Origin of the sequence: Citricoccus muralis, assembly GCF_029637705.1 — a bacterium.
Classification (GTDB): Bacteria; Actinomycetota; Actinomycetes; order Actinomycetales; family Micrococcaceae; genus CmP2.
Window position 1 is genome coordinate 1,661,201 of sequence record NZ_CP121252.1, and the last position, 15,120, is coordinate 1,676,320.

13 protein-coding genes are annotated in these 15,120 nt (G+C 63.6%); 4 read left to right on the forward strand and 9 right to left on the reverse strand.

Annotated features, from left to right (window positions below):
• Positions 1 to 55: 55 nt before the first annotated feature.
• Genes P8192_RS07600 through secG form a run of 3 tightly spaced genes read left to right on the forward strand, consistent with a single transcriptional unit; the run spans position 56 to position 2,405 of the window.
• Positions 56 to 1,279 (forward strand): phosphoglycerate kinase, encoded by a 1,224-nt coding sequence (locus P8192_RS07600; protein ID WP_278155894.1) that lies wholly within the window; start codon positions 56 to 58, stop codon positions 1,277 to 1,279.
• A gap of 12 nt (positions 1,280 to 1,291) precedes the next feature.
• Positions 1,292 to 2,107: a triose-phosphate isomerase gene (gene tpiA / locus P8192_RS07605; protein WP_278155896.1), complete on the forward strand. Its 816-nt coding sequence runs from the start codon at positions 1,292 to 1,294 to the stop codon at positions 2,105 to 2,107.
• 46 nt (positions 2,108 to 2,153) lie between these two features.
• Positions 2,154 to 2,405 (forward strand): preprotein translocase subunit SecG, encoded by a 252-nt coding sequence (gene secG / locus P8192_RS07610; protein ID WP_270105274.1) that lies wholly within the window; start codon positions 2,154 to 2,156, stop codon positions 2,403 to 2,405.
• A 104-nt stretch (positions 2,406 to 2,509) separates the two neighbouring features.
• Here the strand turns inward: secG and pgl are convergent, their stop codons facing one another.
• The 6 genes from pgl to tkt all read right to left on the reverse strand — a co-directional run bounded on the left by pgl (position 2,510) and on the right by tkt (position 10,800).
• Positions 2,510 to 3,286 (reverse strand): 6-phosphogluconolactonase, encoded by a 777-nt coding sequence (gene pgl, locus P8192_RS07615; protein WP_278155898.1) that lies wholly within the window; start codon positions 3,284 to 3,286, stop codon positions 2,510 to 2,512.
• Entirely contained in the window at positions 3,276 to 4,217 is a 942-nt protein-coding gene (locus P8192_RS07620; RefSeq protein WP_278155900.1) for a glucose-6-phosphate dehydrogenase assembly protein OpcA, read from the reverse strand. The genes pgl and P8192_RS07620 overlap by 11 nt, the downstream gene beginning before the upstream one ends.
• Positions 4,217 to 5,761: a glucose-6-phosphate dehydrogenase gene (zwf, locus tag P8192_RS07625; protein WP_278155902.1), complete on the reverse strand. Its 1,545-nt coding sequence runs from the start codon at positions 5,759 to 5,761 to the stop codon at positions 4,217 to 4,219. Before zwf ends, P8192_RS07620 begins: the two co-directional genes overlap by 1 nt.
• A 23-nt stretch (positions 5,762 to 5,784) precedes the next feature.
• The gene (locus P8192_RS07630) at positions 5,785 to 7,470 is read right to left on the reverse strand and encodes a glucose-6-phosphate isomerase (RefSeq protein ID WP_278155905.1); all 1,686 of its coding nucleotides are present in this window, start codon (positions 7,468 to 7,470) and stop codon (positions 5,785 to 5,787) included.
• A 61-nt stretch (positions 7,471 to 7,531) separates the two neighbouring features.
• On the reverse strand, positions 7,532 to 8,650 hold the full coding sequence (gene tal, locus P8192_RS07635; protein ID WP_278155907.1) for a transaldolase: 1,119 nt from the start codon (positions 8,648 to 8,650) through the stop codon (positions 7,532 to 7,534).
• A gap of 2 nt (positions 8,651 to 8,652) precedes the next feature.
• Positions 8,653 to 10,800: a transketolase gene (gene tkt / locus P8192_RS07640; RefSeq protein WP_431521173.1), complete on the reverse strand. Its 2,148-nt coding sequence runs from the start codon at positions 10,798 to 10,800 to the stop codon at positions 8,653 to 8,655.
• Positions 10,801 to 11,006: 206 nt separating this feature from the next.
• On the opposite strand from tkt, the gene P8192_RS07645 reads away from it, so the two are divergent.
• Entirely contained in the window at positions 11,007 to 11,987 is a 981-nt protein-coding gene (locus P8192_RS07645) for a heme o synthase (RefSeq protein ID WP_270105268.1), read from the forward strand.
• A 212-nt stretch (positions 11,988 to 12,199) separates the two neighbouring features.
• On the opposite strand, the gene P8192_RS07650 is transcribed toward P8192_RS07645, so the two are convergent.
• From P8192_RS07650 to P8192_RS07660, 3 genes are read right to left on the reverse strand one after another with little or no spacing between them, the layout of a single operon-like run.
• Positions 12,200 to 13,243, reverse strand: coding sequence for a COX15/CtaA family protein (locus P8192_RS07650; RefSeq protein WP_278155909.1), 1,044 nt, complete (start codon positions 13,241 to 13,243; stop codon positions 12,200 to 12,202).
• A 40-nt stretch (positions 13,244 to 13,283) separates the two neighbouring features.
• Positions 13,284 to 14,063 (reverse strand): ABC transporter permease, encoded by a 780-nt coding sequence (locus P8192_RS07655; RefSeq protein WP_347403402.1) that lies wholly within the window; start codon positions 14,061 to 14,063, stop codon positions 13,284 to 13,286.
• Complete coding sequence (locus P8192_RS07660) at positions 14,060 to 15,040, reverse strand: ABC transporter ATP-binding protein (protein WP_278155911.1); 981 nt, start codon at positions 15,038 to 15,040, stop codon at positions 14,060 to 14,062. Before P8192_RS07660 ends, P8192_RS07655 begins: the two co-directional genes overlap by 4 nt.
• Positions 15,041 to 15,120 lie beyond the last annotated feature (80 nt).

A 15,120-nucleotide genomic window follows, 5' to 3' on the forward strand; every position in this document is an offset into this window, starting at 1 on the left:
CAGGGATTCACCGCTTCGTACTCTGACCCCACATCACCTTATGGAGGACACCAGTATGCCCGCACAGACGCTCCACGACCTGATCGAATCCGGTGTCTCCGGACGCGCCGTGCTGATTCGGTCTGATCTCAACGTTCCGCTCGATGCGGAGCGCGTCACCGACGACGGACGCATCCGCGCTTCACTGCCCGCCATTACCGCTTTGGCCGAGGCCGGTGCCCGCGTCATCGTCATGGCCCACCTGGGTCGACCGAAGGGCGCCCCCGAACCGCAGTACTCCTTGGCCCCCGTGGCCGCCCGGATGCGCGAGCTGTCCTCCCGCGAGGTCGCCCTGGCCGAAGACGTCTCCGGGCCCTCCGCTCAGCAACTGGCCGCTGGCCTCAGCGACGGCGAGATCCTGTTGTTGGAGAATGTGCGCTTCGACGCCCGCGAGACCTCCAAGGACGACGCAGCACGCGCCGAACTGGCTGCGGAGATGGCGGCGCTTGCTCCAGGAGGCGCCTACGTGGGGGACGCTTTCGGCGCTGTGCATCGCAAGCACGCCTCCGTGTTCGATGTGGCCGCGTTGCTTCCGGCCGTGCAGGGCCCGCTGGTCGCCACCGAGCTGACCGTGCTGAACCGGCTGTCCGAAACCCCGGAGCGTCCCTACGTGGTCGCTCTGGGTGGTTCCAAGGTCTCCGACAAGCTCGCCGTCATCGACAATCTGATGGACCGTGCCGACACGCTCTTGATCGGAGGCGGCATGGTGTTCACCTTCCTTAAAGCACAGGGATACAACGTCGGGTCCTCACTCCTGGAAGAGGATCAGATTCCTGTCGTCACGGCATACCTCGAGCGGGCAAAGCAGGGCGGCTGCCAGATCGTATTGCCCACCGATATCGTGATGGCTGCTTCTTTCGCCGCCGACGCTGATCACAGCGTGCTGCCCGTGGATAGGCTGGAATCCGGGACGCACGGCGTGGACGCCCTGGGCCTGGATATTGGTCCCGAATCCGCACGCGCTTTCGCGGAGATCATCGCTTCGGCTTCCACCGTCTTCTGGAACGGTCCCATGGGCGTCTTCGAAATGGAGGCGTTCGCGTCCGGCACTCGTACGGTGGCCGAGGCACTGACCCAGGTGTCCGGTCTCAGCGTGGTCGGCGGCGGTGACTCCGCAGCAGCCGTGCGCGCACTGGGCTTCGCGGATGACCAGTTCGGACACATCTCCACGGGTGGCGGCGCCTCGCTGGAGTACCTGGAGGGCAAGCAGCTCCCGGGCGTACAGGCGCTGCAGGACTGAGCTGGAGGCAGAATGACGACGAAGAATAATGGCGCCTACGTGCGCACCCCGCTGATTGCCGGTAACTGGAAGATGAACCTGGATCACCAGCAAGCGGTGACCCTGGTGCAGAAGCTGTCGTGGACACTGAACGATGCCCGCCACGACTTCGACGAGGTGGAAGTGGCGATCTTTCCACCGTTCACCGATCTGCGCAGCGTCCAGACCCTGGTGATGGGGGACAAGCTTCCCCTGCGCTACGGAGCCCAGGATCTGTCCCCGGAAGATTCCGGCGCGTACACGGGTGACATCTCGGGCGCCTTCCTGGCCAAGCTGGGCTGCAGCTACGTGTTGGTCGGCCATTCGGAGCGGCGTAGCATCCACGGTGAGGACGACGCCCTCGTCCAGCGCAAGACGCAGGCCGCCCTCAAGCACGGTCTCACCCCGATCATCTGCATCGGTGAGGGGCTCGAGACGCGTCAGGCCGGTGACCACATTGAGTTCACGCTGAGCCAACTGACGGCGGCGCTCCACGGGATTGAGGCCAAGGACGTGGCCGAAGCGGTCATCGCCTACGAACCGGTGTGGGCTATCGGCACCGGTGAAGTCGCCGGGCCGGAGGACGCACAGGAAATGTGTGCCGCCCTGCGTGCCCGCATTAAAGAACTGTATGACGCCGAGACCGCAAAGTCGGTGCGCCTGCTCTACGGCGGATCGGTGAAGGCTGCCAACGTCGCCAGCATCCTGCGGGGACGTGACGTCGACGGTGCACTCGTGGGTGGGGCCAGCCTCGATGAGGCGGAATTTGCTAACATTGTTAGGTTCGAGCATCACCTGTTGACTGACTGACCGGCCTCAACAGTACCTGAGTCGGCAAAGGACGGAAGAATACTTCGTGGACATTCTCAAGCTAGTTCTGCAGATCGCACTGATCCTGATCAGTTTCTTGCTGGTCGTGCTCGTGCTCCTGCACAAGGGACGCGGCGGCGGCATGTCGGACATGTTCGGTGGGGGCGTTTCCTCCTCACTCGGATCTTCCGGCGTCGCAGAGCGGAACCTCACCCGGCTGACTGTGACCCTGGGCGTGCTCTGGGGCGGCATCATCGTCGTGCTCGGACTCATGATGCGCTTCTCGGGAGACTTCTAGGCTCAGCCTCGTCGTCCGCCCACCACGCACAGACCCCCGGGACCACTATGGTCCCGGGGTCTGTGCGTGTTCGCTGACGTACAGCGGATTGTCAGAGATGTCTGTCAGTGACCGGCCGCGGCGTCGTCAAGCCACCAGACGGTTTCCTGACGGCCTTGCACCAGGCTCGCGGGCAGACGCTGCGCATCACGTTCCCCGGCCTGCTGTGCTGCTCTGACGGATCCGACAGCATCGGCTTTATCGGCTCCCGCGACCACGAACCACACCCGGTCCGCGGTATTGATGGCCTCCACGGTCAACGAGACGCGCAACGATGGTGGTTTGGGGGAGTTCTCGACGGGGATGACGGTGGCGCCGAGTTCTGTGGGGCCGGAACGATCGGGGAACAGGCTGGCCACATGGGCATCAGGACCCACCCCGAGCAACAACACATCAAACCGGGGGAGCCGGGCGTCTGGGCCCGGACTCGTCGAGGCCGCCTCGGCCAGCGCCTCGGAGTAGCGACGGGCGGCATCTGCGATGTCTTTGGAGGCGTCAGGACCAGCCACACGATGTACCTGGGCCTGCCCGATCAGTCCTTCGGCCACCAGTTCATTCAGGACGCTCTGGTCGGCCTGCAGCGAATTGCGATCGCCATCGTTTTCCGGAAGATAGCGTTCATCCCCGAACCAGAAGTGCACGTTCGACCAGTCCAATGCGGTGCGGGCCCGCCGACGTTCGCTGAGAGCGGTGAGAATACCGATGCCGGTGGAACCACCCGTCAACACCACATGGGCGATGCCGCGTTCCTGGAGGGCGGATGTCACCACGTCGAGGAGAGACTCCGCTGCCTGGAAGCAGAGCTCGGCACGATCGGGGAACTGCTGCACGTTAACGTTCACTGGGGGCCACTACTTTCAGGTCGGTTCGGGGCAGTCCGCACTGGAGCACTTCACCGAAAATGTCGTCGGGCCCCATGCGTCGCAGTTCCTCGGTCAGGCAGTCCTGGGCGGAACGGCGTGGCAGGGAGATCCGCTGCACCGGACGGTTCTGTTGATACAGCGACGCGACTGCTTGACCGGCGGGGCGTGCCAACACGATATCGCCTTCGGCGCGCACGAATCGCACGGACCGAATGCCTTGCCCCGGGGTGCGAGCCATCGTGACCGGCACCTGGAAACGATAGGTCAGCCAAGCGGCCAGCAGGATCGTGGAGGCGGAGTCCACGGCACCTTCCACGGTCACGGAACGCACGGTGCTGGCGTCGACGTCGTCGAAAATAGCCGCCAGCTGGATGCGCCAACCGGTGAGTCGTGTCCACGCCAGGTCGGTGTCCCCGGCCGAGTAGCCCTTCCGGAGCTTCCGAAGGGACCCCACGACGTCGTGTCCCACGCTGGTATCCATGATGCGCCGGTGGGCAATCCGGCCCAGGGGAGAGGCGGCCGGCTCCTCGGGAATCTGATGGGTCCACCACACCACGATGGGAGCGTCCGGGAGCAACAGGGCGCTGACCAAGGATTCGGATTCAGTAGCGTTGGCCCCATGACCATAGAGCACCACCACGTCGGAGGCACCGGCGTCGCCGCCCACCCGAATCTGCGCGTCGAGGGTGGTCACGGCGTTCGGGTCACCGGCGGCGTAGACGATCACGCGGCAGGGGTGCTCGCGGGAGGCGGCGTTGGCTGCCTGGATGACCGATTCGGCGCGGTCAGCATCGGTGGACACAATCAGGGTGAGAACCCGTCCCAGTGCGACGACGCCGCCGACTTCACGCAATCGGTCCATTTCCTTGACCAGCGTGGCGGTGGTGGTGTTCTGAAGATCCACAAGCATCAGGGCCTCCTCCAGACGCGTCCGTCACGTTCTAGCAGCGCGTCGGCGCTGGCGGGACCCCAACTACCGGGGGTATAGGGTTCCGGTTGATCCGGTAGGGAAGCCCAGTATTCTTCGAAGGGATCCAGAATCCGCCAGGACAGCTCCACTTCCTCGTGCCGGGGGAACAGCGGCGGTTCGCCTAGCAACACATCCAGGATGAGTCGCTCATAAGCTTCCGGAGAGTCTTCCGTGAATGCGTGGCCGTAGCCGAAGTCCATCGTGACGTCGCGGATCTCCAGCTGGGTGCCCGGCACCTTGGAAGCGAAGCGGATGGTCACACCCTCATCCGGCTGGACGCGGATCACCACGGTGTTTTGTCCCAGGTTTTCGGCATCGTGCTCTGAGAACAGCAGATTCGGTGCCTTTTTGAAGACGACGGCGATTTCGGTGACGCGGCGGCCGAGTCGTTTGCCGGCACGCAGGTAGAACGGCACACCATCCCAGCGCCGGTTCTTGATGTCGAGCTTCAGCGCGGCGTAGGTCTCGGTGGTGGATTCGGGGTTGAACCCCTCCTCTTCGAGGAAGCCCACGACCTTTTCGCCGCCCTGCCACCCTCCGGTGTACTGACCCCGGGCACAGGCGAGACTGAGATCCTCTGGCACGGTGACCGCGGCGAGGGCCTTCTCTTTTTCGGCTCGCAGATGGTGCGCCTCGTACGACAGTGGCTCCTCCATGGCAGTGAGGGCGAGCAACTGGAGCAGGTGGTTCTGGATGACGTCGCGGGCCGCCCCCACCCCATCGTAGTAGCCGGCGCGCCCACCGATACCGATGTTCTCTGCCATGGTGATCTGCACATGGTCCACGTGCTGGGAGTTCCAAAGTGGCTCGAACAGGCGGTTCGCAAAGCGCAGTGCCAGCAGGTTCTGTACGGTTTCTTTGCCCAGATAGTGATCGATCCGGAATACGGCGTCCGGCTCGAAGACCTGCTCAATGACGTCATTGAGTTCGCGGGCACTGGCCAGATCGTGGCCGAAGGGCTTCTCGATGACAACCCGGCGCCAGGGGCGGTCGGCGGCGGGGCGGTCACTGGCCAGATCACGGCCAGCGAGCTCGTGGTCTACCAGCTGTTGGGAGACCTCGGCGAACCAGTCCGGCGGGATGGACAAGTAGAACGCGGTGTTGCCGCCGGTGCCGCGGCTAGATTCCAGCTCGGTGAGCACTTCGCCTAGTTTTTCGTAGGCGGCTGCGTCGTCGAACCCACCGGAGACGAAGCGGAATCCGCCGCGCAGCTGGTCCCATACGGTCTGGTTCCATTCGGTGCGTGCGGAGGCCTCTACGGAGGACCGCACCTGCTCGGTGAAGGCGTCGTCGTCCCAGTCGCGGCGGCCGAATCCGACCAGGGAGAACCCCGGCGGTAAGAGCCCGCGGTTGGCGAGGTCATAAATGGCGGGGAGCAGTTTCTTGCGCGCCAGGTCGCCGGTTACTCCGAACAGGACCAGGGCCGACGGCCCGGCGATCCTCGTGAGTCGACGATCGGCGGTGTCACGCAGGGGATTGATCACCGGTCAAGCCTACAATCCGCTACTCAGCCCTGAGAAATCCGCTGGGCCGCTTCCAGCACCTGTTGCAAACCGCGTTGCCGGTCTTGCACGTGCAGGCGCACCACGGTCATTCCGTGGTCGCTGAGCACGCGAGCATCACCGGCGGCTTGGGCGGTAATCAGCTGGCCGAAGCTGAAGGGTCGGCCCGGTACCTCAAGGTCGGCGAATGAGTCTCCGGTGATCTGGAGGAAGACACCGACCTTCGGTCCGCCTTTGTGGAACTGACCGGTCGAGTGCAGGAAGCGGGGTCCCCAGCCGAAGGTCACCGGACGATCTGTCGCGCTGGCGAGTTGGCCGCGCATCGCGGCCAAGTCGCTGTTGTTGAGCCTGTCGAGGTAGGCCTGCACACTGAGATATCCGTGTTCCGGAATCAGTTCCAGGGTGGCGCTGAGGACGTCGGCCAGCGCGGCCACCGTGCCGGCGGGCTCGCCCTGGGCCGGGGCAGTCACGGACCCGGGACCGAAGATCTCGATGCCGTTGACCTGGGCCTGGGCCACCTCCGGCTCCGGGGTTGCGTCAAGCAGCGCGCGGGCAGCCACCTTGGCGGACTCGACATCGGGCTGGTCAAAGGGGTTGACCTGCAGCAGGCGCCCGGCAATCACTGTGGCGAATTCCCAGAGCAAGAACTGGGCCCCCAACGGACCGTAGACCTGGACTCCGTGCTCTGGAGCCTGGCGCTGAGCGGGGTCGACGTCGAAGAGTTCGGTCTGACCGTCCAGCGGGTGGTCGACGTCGGGAATGATCTCGACCTGCAGCAGATCGGCAGCCGACGAGGAGATCTCCGGGGCACCAGTCTCGACCACGACTGGAAGCAGGCCCGTGTCGTTTTTACCGGTGGATTCAGCGATGAGCTGCTCAGCCCAGTCACCGAATCCGGGTAGGCCCTGGTCAAGCACGGAGATGACGAGTTTGTCTCGCAACGGTGCCGTGCCGCCAATGGCCGCGCCGAGCCGCAGTCCGATGTTGTCGGTGTCGTCGGTGAGGAGCAGGTCGAGGACTTCTTCGGCCTCCTCGAGGAGCTTCTCGACATCGACGCCGGCCAGGGCTGTCGGAACGATTCCGAACGCAGTGAGTGCCGAATAGCGTCCACCCACGGACGGGTCGGCATGGAACACCGCACGGTACCCTTCAGCGCGGCCCAGCTCATCGAGTGGAGAGCCGGGATCCGTGACCACGATGATGTGCCGGTTGGGTTGCAGGCCGGCGTCTTCGCACGCGCGGGCAAAGGCGCGACGCTGGGAGTCGGTCTCCACCGTGGAGCCCGATTTGGAGGCCACCACGAGCACGGCGTCCTTGACTCCGGCGGCCAGCACGTTGCCAATCATCTCTGGATCGGTGGAATCCAACACCGTGAGCTCGGCCCCGGCCGCCGCAGCAATCACTTCGGGAGCCAGCGAGGACCCGCCCATTCCGGCGAGGATGACCCGATGAATGTTCTCGGCGTGCAGGTCCGCGCGCATCTCGAACAGCTCGGGCAGGATGGCACGGGTTGCTTCAAACGGGTCCACCCAGCCCAGACGACGCGAGGCTTCCGATTCGGCCTCGGCGCCCCAGAGGGTGGCGTCCTGCTCGCCCAGCCGGGAGGCCACACGATCATCGACCAGGGTGGCGACGTGACGTTCGATCGCATCGGCGGCCGCGCCGGTGGCGTTAATACCCAGGGAGTTCATTGTCTGTCCTTTGTCGTTCAATCGGTCGAACGGTCTGCGGTCTCGGCGGGAAGGTCAGGGTCTAGCGGGCGGCGTCGAGTGACTGGGACAGTCGTCCAAGCAGTTCGTTCCAGGCGTCAACGAACTTCTGCAGGCCCTCGGTCTCCAGCACGGTGACGACGTCCTGGTAGTCAATGCCGAGACGGCCGAGCTCATCGAGAAGCTCATCGGCGTCGTCGTAGCCGTCCTGCACGGTGTCGCCCACCACCTCGCCGTGGTCCGCCAGTGCCTCGAGGGTCTTCTCCGGCATGGTGTTCACCGTGTTGGGTGCGACCAGGCCGACGACGTAAAGAGTGTCAGGCAGTTGCGGGTCTTTGGTTCCGGTCGAGGCCCACAGCGGGCGCTGGACTGGAGCTCCTGCTGCCGCCAATAGCCGCCACCGCTCGGTGTCCAGGGCGTCGGTGAAGATCCGGTAGGCCAGGCGTGCGTTGGCCAGACCGGCCCTGCTGCGCAGGGCGGCCCGACGGTCGGCGTCGAGGTCAAGTTCATCAAGGCGGCGGTCGATCTCGGTGTCCACTCGGGAGACGAAGAAGGACGCCACGGAGTGAATGGTGCTCAGGTCGTATCCGGCGTCCCGGGCGCGCTCGAGTCCGATCATCCAGGCGTTGATCACTTCACGGTATCGATTGAGCGAAAAAATCAGGGTGACGTTGACACTGATTCCGGCGGCTATCACCTCCGAGATCGCGGGGAGGCCTTCCTTGGTTGCAGGAATCTTGATCAGCACGTTCTCGCGTCCCACCGTCTCCGCCAGACGCTTGGCCTCCTCTACGGTGGCTTCGGTTTCACGAGCCAGGCGAGGATCAACCTCGATCGACACCCGGCCATCGACGCCAGCGGTTTGCTGGTAGAGCGGGGCCATGACGTCGCAGGCGGCGCGCACGTCGTCCGTCGTCAGTCGGACCACCGCTTCATCTACGGTGGCGCCCTTCTGGGCCAGCTCCGCGATATCCGCGTCATAGCTGGTGCCCTGAGATAGGGCCGCCGCGAATATCGCCGGGTTCGTGGTCACGCCCGTGATGGTGCGGGTGTCGATGAGCTCCTGCAGGTTGCCGGAAGTGATGCGGTCGCGGGAGAGGTCGTCCAACCACAGGGACACGCCCGCATCGTGCAGGGCCTGGGTCCGGGAATTCTGCGTCATGTTCAGTTCTCCTTCTGAGCATCGGTGCTGTCGACAGTGAGATCACGTACAGCCTCCACAACAGCCTCAGCGGTAATGCCGAATTCGTCGAAGAGCCGCTGGTAGTCGGCGGAAGCACCGAAATGTTCCAGGGACACGTTGGCGCCGCGGGCACCGGTGTATTTCTGCCAGCCCTGGCTGACGCCGGCTTCGATGGAGACACGAGCGGTACCGGCGGCGCCGAGCACGGACTCACGGTAGTCGGCGTCTTGTGCGTCGAACCATTCGAGACAGGGAGCGGAGACAACGCGGGTGGCGATGCCCTGAGCCTGAAGCTGCTCTCGAGCGGAGATCGCGAGCTGAACCTCGGATCCGGTGGCGATCACCACGGCATCCGGAGTCACAGCCGCACCGCTGGCGTCCTGAGCATCGAGCAGCACGTAAGCGCCACGAGCAGTGCCGGAAGCTTCAGCGAAGCCATCCGTGCCGCGCGGGAAGATCGGCAGATTCTGGCGCGAGAGCACCAGTCCAGCCGGGCGGTCCGTGTGTTCTAGGATCGTCTTCCAGGCCCAGGCGGTTTCGTTGGCGTCGGCAGGACGCACGACATCGAGGCCGGGGATCGCACGCAGGCTGGCCAGCTGCTCCACCGGCTGGTGGGTGGGGCCATCCTCGCCCAAGCCGATCGAGTCGTGGGTCCACACGAAGATCGAGGGGACCTGCATCAGCGCGGCCAGACGCACCGCGGGTCGCTGGTAGTCGGAGAAAATCAGGAACGTTCCGGCGTAGGCCCGGGTCAGCATACCCAAAGAGATGCCGTTCACGATGGCGGCGGCAGCATGCTCGCGAACACCGAAGTGCAGGGTACGACCGTAGGGGCTGCCCGACCAAGTGTCGGTCTGACGCGCGGCGGGGATGAACGAGGGCTCGCCCGCCATGGTGGTGTTATTCGAACCGGCCAGGTCAGCGGAACCGCCCCAGAGTTCCGGCATGACGCCGGCCAGCGCGTTCAACACCTTCCCGGAGGCAGCGCGGGTGGCCAGACCCTTCGCGCCGTCGCCGAAATCAGCCTCGAAACTCGGGAACGCCTCCGCGAAACCTGCGGGCAGGTCGCGGTTCCGCAGCCGATCGAACAGCTCAGCCCGTTCCGGGTTCTCGGCGCGCCAGCGCTGCAGGGACTGCTCCCATGCGGCACGGTAGTCCGCGGAACGGGCGCCCAGCTCGCGGGCTTGCTCCAGCAGCCGGGGGTCAACGTCGAAGTGTTTCTCGGGGTCGAAGCCTAGCGCGTTCTTCAGACCAGCGAGTTCTTCGGCGCCCAGCTTGGAACCGTGGATGCCGCCGGTGTTCTGTTTGGTGGGGGAGGGCCAGCCAATCACCGTGCGCAATACGATGAGCGACGGGCGCGTCGTCTCCTGCTTGGCAGCAACCACTGCATCGTAGAGCTCGCGAGTGTCTTCGACGTAGGCGCCAGAAGCGGTCCAGTCCACTTCCTGCACGTCCCAGCCGTAAGCGCGGTACCGTGCGGCTACGTCTTCCGAGAAGGCCACATTGGTGTCATCTTCGATGGAGATCTTGTTGTCGTCGTAGATGACAATCAGGTTGCCCAGTTCCTGAGTACCGGCTAGCGAGGAGGCTTCCGAGGTCACGCCCTCCTGCAGGTCTCCATCCGAGGCAATCACAAAAACGTGGTGGTCGAAGGGCGAGGTTCCCGCCGGTGCATCAGGATCGAGCAGACCGCGGACGCGCCGCTGCTCGTAGGCGAAGCCCACCGCCGAAGCGAGACCCTGGCCCAGTGGCCCGGTGGTGATTTCCACGCCCTTGGTGTGACCGTATTCGGGGTGGCCCGGGGTCAGTGAGCCCCAGGTTCGCAGTGCCTCAATATCGTCGATTTCCAGACCGTAGCCGGCAGCAAACAACTGCAGGTACAGGGTCAACGAAGTGTGGCCGGGGGAAAGGATGAAACGGTCACGTCCTGCCCAGGCGTCGTCCCGCGGATCAATGTGCATCAGGTTCTGGAACAGCTGCCAGGCCACCGGAGCCAGGGAGATGGCGGTACCGGGGTGACCATGCCCGGCCTGCTCGACGGCGTCGCCGGCCAGGACTCGCAACGTGTCGACGAACCGGGCTTCGTCCTCGGTGTAGGAATACTCCCGAGCCGGAGCCAAGCGATTCAACTGCTGCTGAGCGGACTGTTCGGGAGTCGAAGACGTCGTCACGAAGTTCCTCCTGTGGAGATGTTTGCGAACGGGTACGGGAACAGCTTATCGCTCTAACGGCTTCAGCACCCGAGTTATTCGACGTATCGTCGAGAAAGACGGCTACACTGGATAAGGCACGCGCGTCGTGCCTACTCACCTGCCACCTGCCCCGCGAGTTGTACATGTCTTCCTCTGTTGAATCCCCGCTGAATGAGACCCCGGTTGAGGCACCGGTTGGTCATCACGTCCAGAAGATCGGATTCAAGCGAAAGTTCGCCGCCTACGTCGCCCTGACGAAGCCACGCGTGATGGAACTGCTGCTGGTGACGACGCTGCCGACGATGATTTTCGCACAGCGTGGGTTCCCGGATGTCTGGGTGATGATCGCCACCATGATCGGCGGTGCGATGTCTGCGGGCTCAGCCAGTGCTTTCAACTGCTACATCGACCGCGACATTGACAAGGTGATGAAGCGTACGGAGAACCGTCCGCTGGTGACCGGCGACGTCACCCCGCGCGAAGCACTCATTTTCTCCTGGCTCATGGGCATCGCCTCGCTGTTCATCCTCGGATTTGGCGCAAACCTGCTGGCTGCCGCTTTGGGCGCTCTGGCCATCTTCTTCTACGTAGTGATCTACTCATTGATCCTCAAGCGCCGCACCGAGCAGAACATTGTGTGGGGCGGGATCGCTGGCTGCTTCCCGGTGTTGATCGCCTGGGCGGCTGTGCGTGACACCGTGGAATGGCCGGCCATTGTGCTGTTCCTCATCATCTTCCTCTGGACGCCGCCGCACTACTGGCCGCTGTCGCTGAAGTATAAGACCGACTACCAGAATGCGTCCGTCCCGATGCTGGGTGCCGTCGCCTCGGCGCGCGTCGTTTCCAGCCAGGTCGTGCTTTACGCGTGGGCCACCATTGCGTGTTCCCTGTTGCTGGTGCCCATGGGCTGGGCTGGGATCACCTACACCGCGGTCGCAGTGGTCGCCGGTGGCTGGTTCCTCTACGAATCGCATGTGCTTCACCGCGATGCCCAGCGCCCCGGGTTTACAGAGAAGAAGGCTATGAAGGTCTTCCACCTCTCCATCACCTACTTGACGCTGCTCTTCATCGCACTAGCCATCGACCCTTTCGTCGGTGAGCCCCTCATGCGCATCGGCGCCTAAGATTCCCGCTCTCCTTTGATCGCTGGGGTTTCCCTGGTGACGGACGGCCCGTTCTGGAGCTCCTCGGATACCCGTTGAACAGCCCATTGGCACCGCTGAGGCACGGTCACATTGCCCGCTCACTGACGGTGGCCACGCCCCGATATCCCTCAACTCAAACCAGAAAGACCACCTCGTTGATACGAGGTGGTCTTTGCTGTTGCTTATGCGCCCTATCGGGTAGACCGCACGTCCTCGGTGCTGCGATTTGCTATATAAGATGATCGTTGGCGATCCCACACCAGCGTCATGGCCCAGACGACGAGGCCCGAGCCCAGCATGTGCAGCAGTACGAGTCCAATGGGAAGCCCAGTGAAGTGCTGGATATAGCCGATGACGCCCTGCAGGATGACCGCGGCGAACATCAGCCAGGCGCTGCGTCGTTGGCTCGCTGAAGAGTTCATCCGTAGCACCAGGATGAGGAACAGCACCGTTGCCGCGACCATGAGGTACACCGGGAAAGCGTGCATCCGGGTCACGATCAGGGGGTCGAATCCGTGGCGCGGAGCATCCGCGTCTCCGCCATGTGGTCCGGTGCCGGTAACAATGGTGCCCAAGTACAGCACCACCCAGCCGATAACGAAGATGGTCCAGGCTAGGCCCCGGCTCCACGTGGTGGTCTCGCCATCAACCACAGGGAGGTTGACGCGTCCCTCGCGTTGAGCTCGGACTTCGAGCGAAACCCGGTTCAACATCAGCGTTGCGAAACTGACCATGACCGTAGAAAGCAGGAAGTGGAAGGCCACGACCCAGGGATTCAACTGCGTTAACACGGTGATACCGCCGATGATGGCCTGCCCCGGAATACCGAGCAGCAGGCCCACTGCGATCCAGAAGACCTGCGGATGACTACGGCGTCGGTTCCACAGCACCATGACCATCGCCAGCGCAATCGCTGCCAGGACAAAAGTCAGCGTGCGATTACCGAACTCGATGATGCCGTGAACACCCATTTCGGGGGTGTTGGTGAACGATTCTGGGGTGCATCGTGGCCAGGTAGGACAACCGAGACCGGACTGCGTGAGTCGGACGGCACCACCCGTAACGATGATGCCAATCTCGGAGATCAGTGAGGCGACCGCCAACCCGAGGGTCAGTTTTGTGAACGAGTGCGGCATGAACCGATCGGCCGTCTGGTCCACGGCGTTAATCACGCGACGCCACGGGCTAGGGCGTTCCACCAGTGCGTCTTTCAGGGGACCGGGTGTGTTGCTCACGGTGCGAATCACTGCTTTCTTGAAAAAGGGTTCGTGGCGCTCAACGCCACTTGAACCAGCGTACTGTTCCCGCCACGGCCACGGCGCCCCACAACACCAAGACCAACAGCGGCATGAGGGCAAGATCCCCATCGATCAATGCCGTCCGCAGACCGTCGCCCAGAGCAGTCGAGGGCAACAAGTGCAGAATGAAGGTGGCCGGACCCATAGAAATGGGGAAGATGATACCGCCGGCGGCGCCCAATACAACCCAAAGTAGATTCGTCAGCGCCAGAGTTGCTTCTGGACGCACGGTACCGGCAATGAAGAGTCCGATGCCTGTGAAGGTGACCCCGCCGATGAGTATAAAGATCAGAGCGAAAACCGTGCCGCGCCATTCTGGCGACCAGCCCAAGAATCCACCAATAGCTCCCAGCACCATGAGCTGCACGACCAGCACCATCATCACGGCGAGAATCTTGCCCAGCAAAAGCCCCATGGACCCCAGCGGCGTGGTCGACAGGTACGTGAGCACCCCGTAGCGACGGTCGAACCCTGTGGCGATGCCCTGACCCGTCAGACCGGAAGACAACACGGCAAGGGCGAAAATTCCAGGAACCGCAACATCGACGCTGGATTGTCCCTGACCGTCGTCGAGCACACCCGTCACGGACAGTGCCACGAGGGCCATGATCGGGAGGATCAGCGCGACCAGTAGTTGCTCCCCGTTCGAGAGCGTGGTCCGCGTTTCGTAAGCACCTTGAGCCATAATTCGGCGTCCGGCGCTGGCTTGGTTGGGACCCTCCGCTGGGGTGAAATCGGTCAGGGGAGTTTCCGTCACGGTCCCACCTCCCAGAAGACATCTTCCAAGGAACGATCAGACATGGTCAGTTGTTCAGGCATCAGGCCCCGCTCGTGCCACCATTGCGCCAGGGCCACTAGATCTCGGGTACCCTGCACGCCAGATACACGGACCCTGGGCTCAGATCCGGCCGAGACCTGAGAGTCGACTTCGGTCAGGGTTAGCCCCTGAGGCACCGTGGCCTCATCGTCTGGAGTGAGTCGCCGGTCGATGGTGAATTCCACGGGGTTCTTTTCGCCGTTCGACGTCAGTTCGGCGACGGAACCAGCACGTTCAACAACACCGTGCTTAAGCAAGATGACCTCATCAGCGAGACGCTGAGCATCATCAAGCAAATGGGTCGTAAGAATGAGCGCCAGTCCCGCCTGCTTGAGCTCCTCGATGATGTCGAAGACGATCTTGCGGGAGATCGGATCCAATCCCGCACTGGGCTCATCCAGGAAAACCACTGCGGGGCGGCCGGTCAGCGCAGCGGCCAGGGCCACGCGTTGCTTTTGCCCGCCCGAAAGTCGACGGATCGTCCGGTCGGCGAAGTCATCGATCCCGAGGCGTTCACTGAGGGCCAGAATATCTGCGGGGTGGCGGTACAAAGCGGCTATGTGACGCAGGAGTCGAGCCGGAGTAGCCGACGGCGGTAATCCGCCCTCCTGAAGCATGACACCCACCCGGCTACGCAACGCGGACGGAGCCCGCCAGGGATCTTCCCCAAGAAGGCGAACCGAACCGTGGCTGGGGCGATCAAGACCTTGGGAGATATTGAGCGTGGTGGTTTTTCCGGCGCCATTGGGACCCAGCAACGCGGTGACACAGCCAGCACGAGCTGTCAAGCTCACTCCGCGCAGAATTTCCACCCGGCCCGTGCGCGAATGAACCGACTTATGCACATCGTCGAGATGCAGCAAAGCGGTACCAGGCGCCGGTAGGCGCAGATCAGCGGAGGTGGGTTGTCCGAGCACCCCCTCATGCTACCTACTCGCCGGCCAGCGATAGCGACAGTGAAGCCGTGACGTCGCCCATGTAGTTCGTCAACCGCATG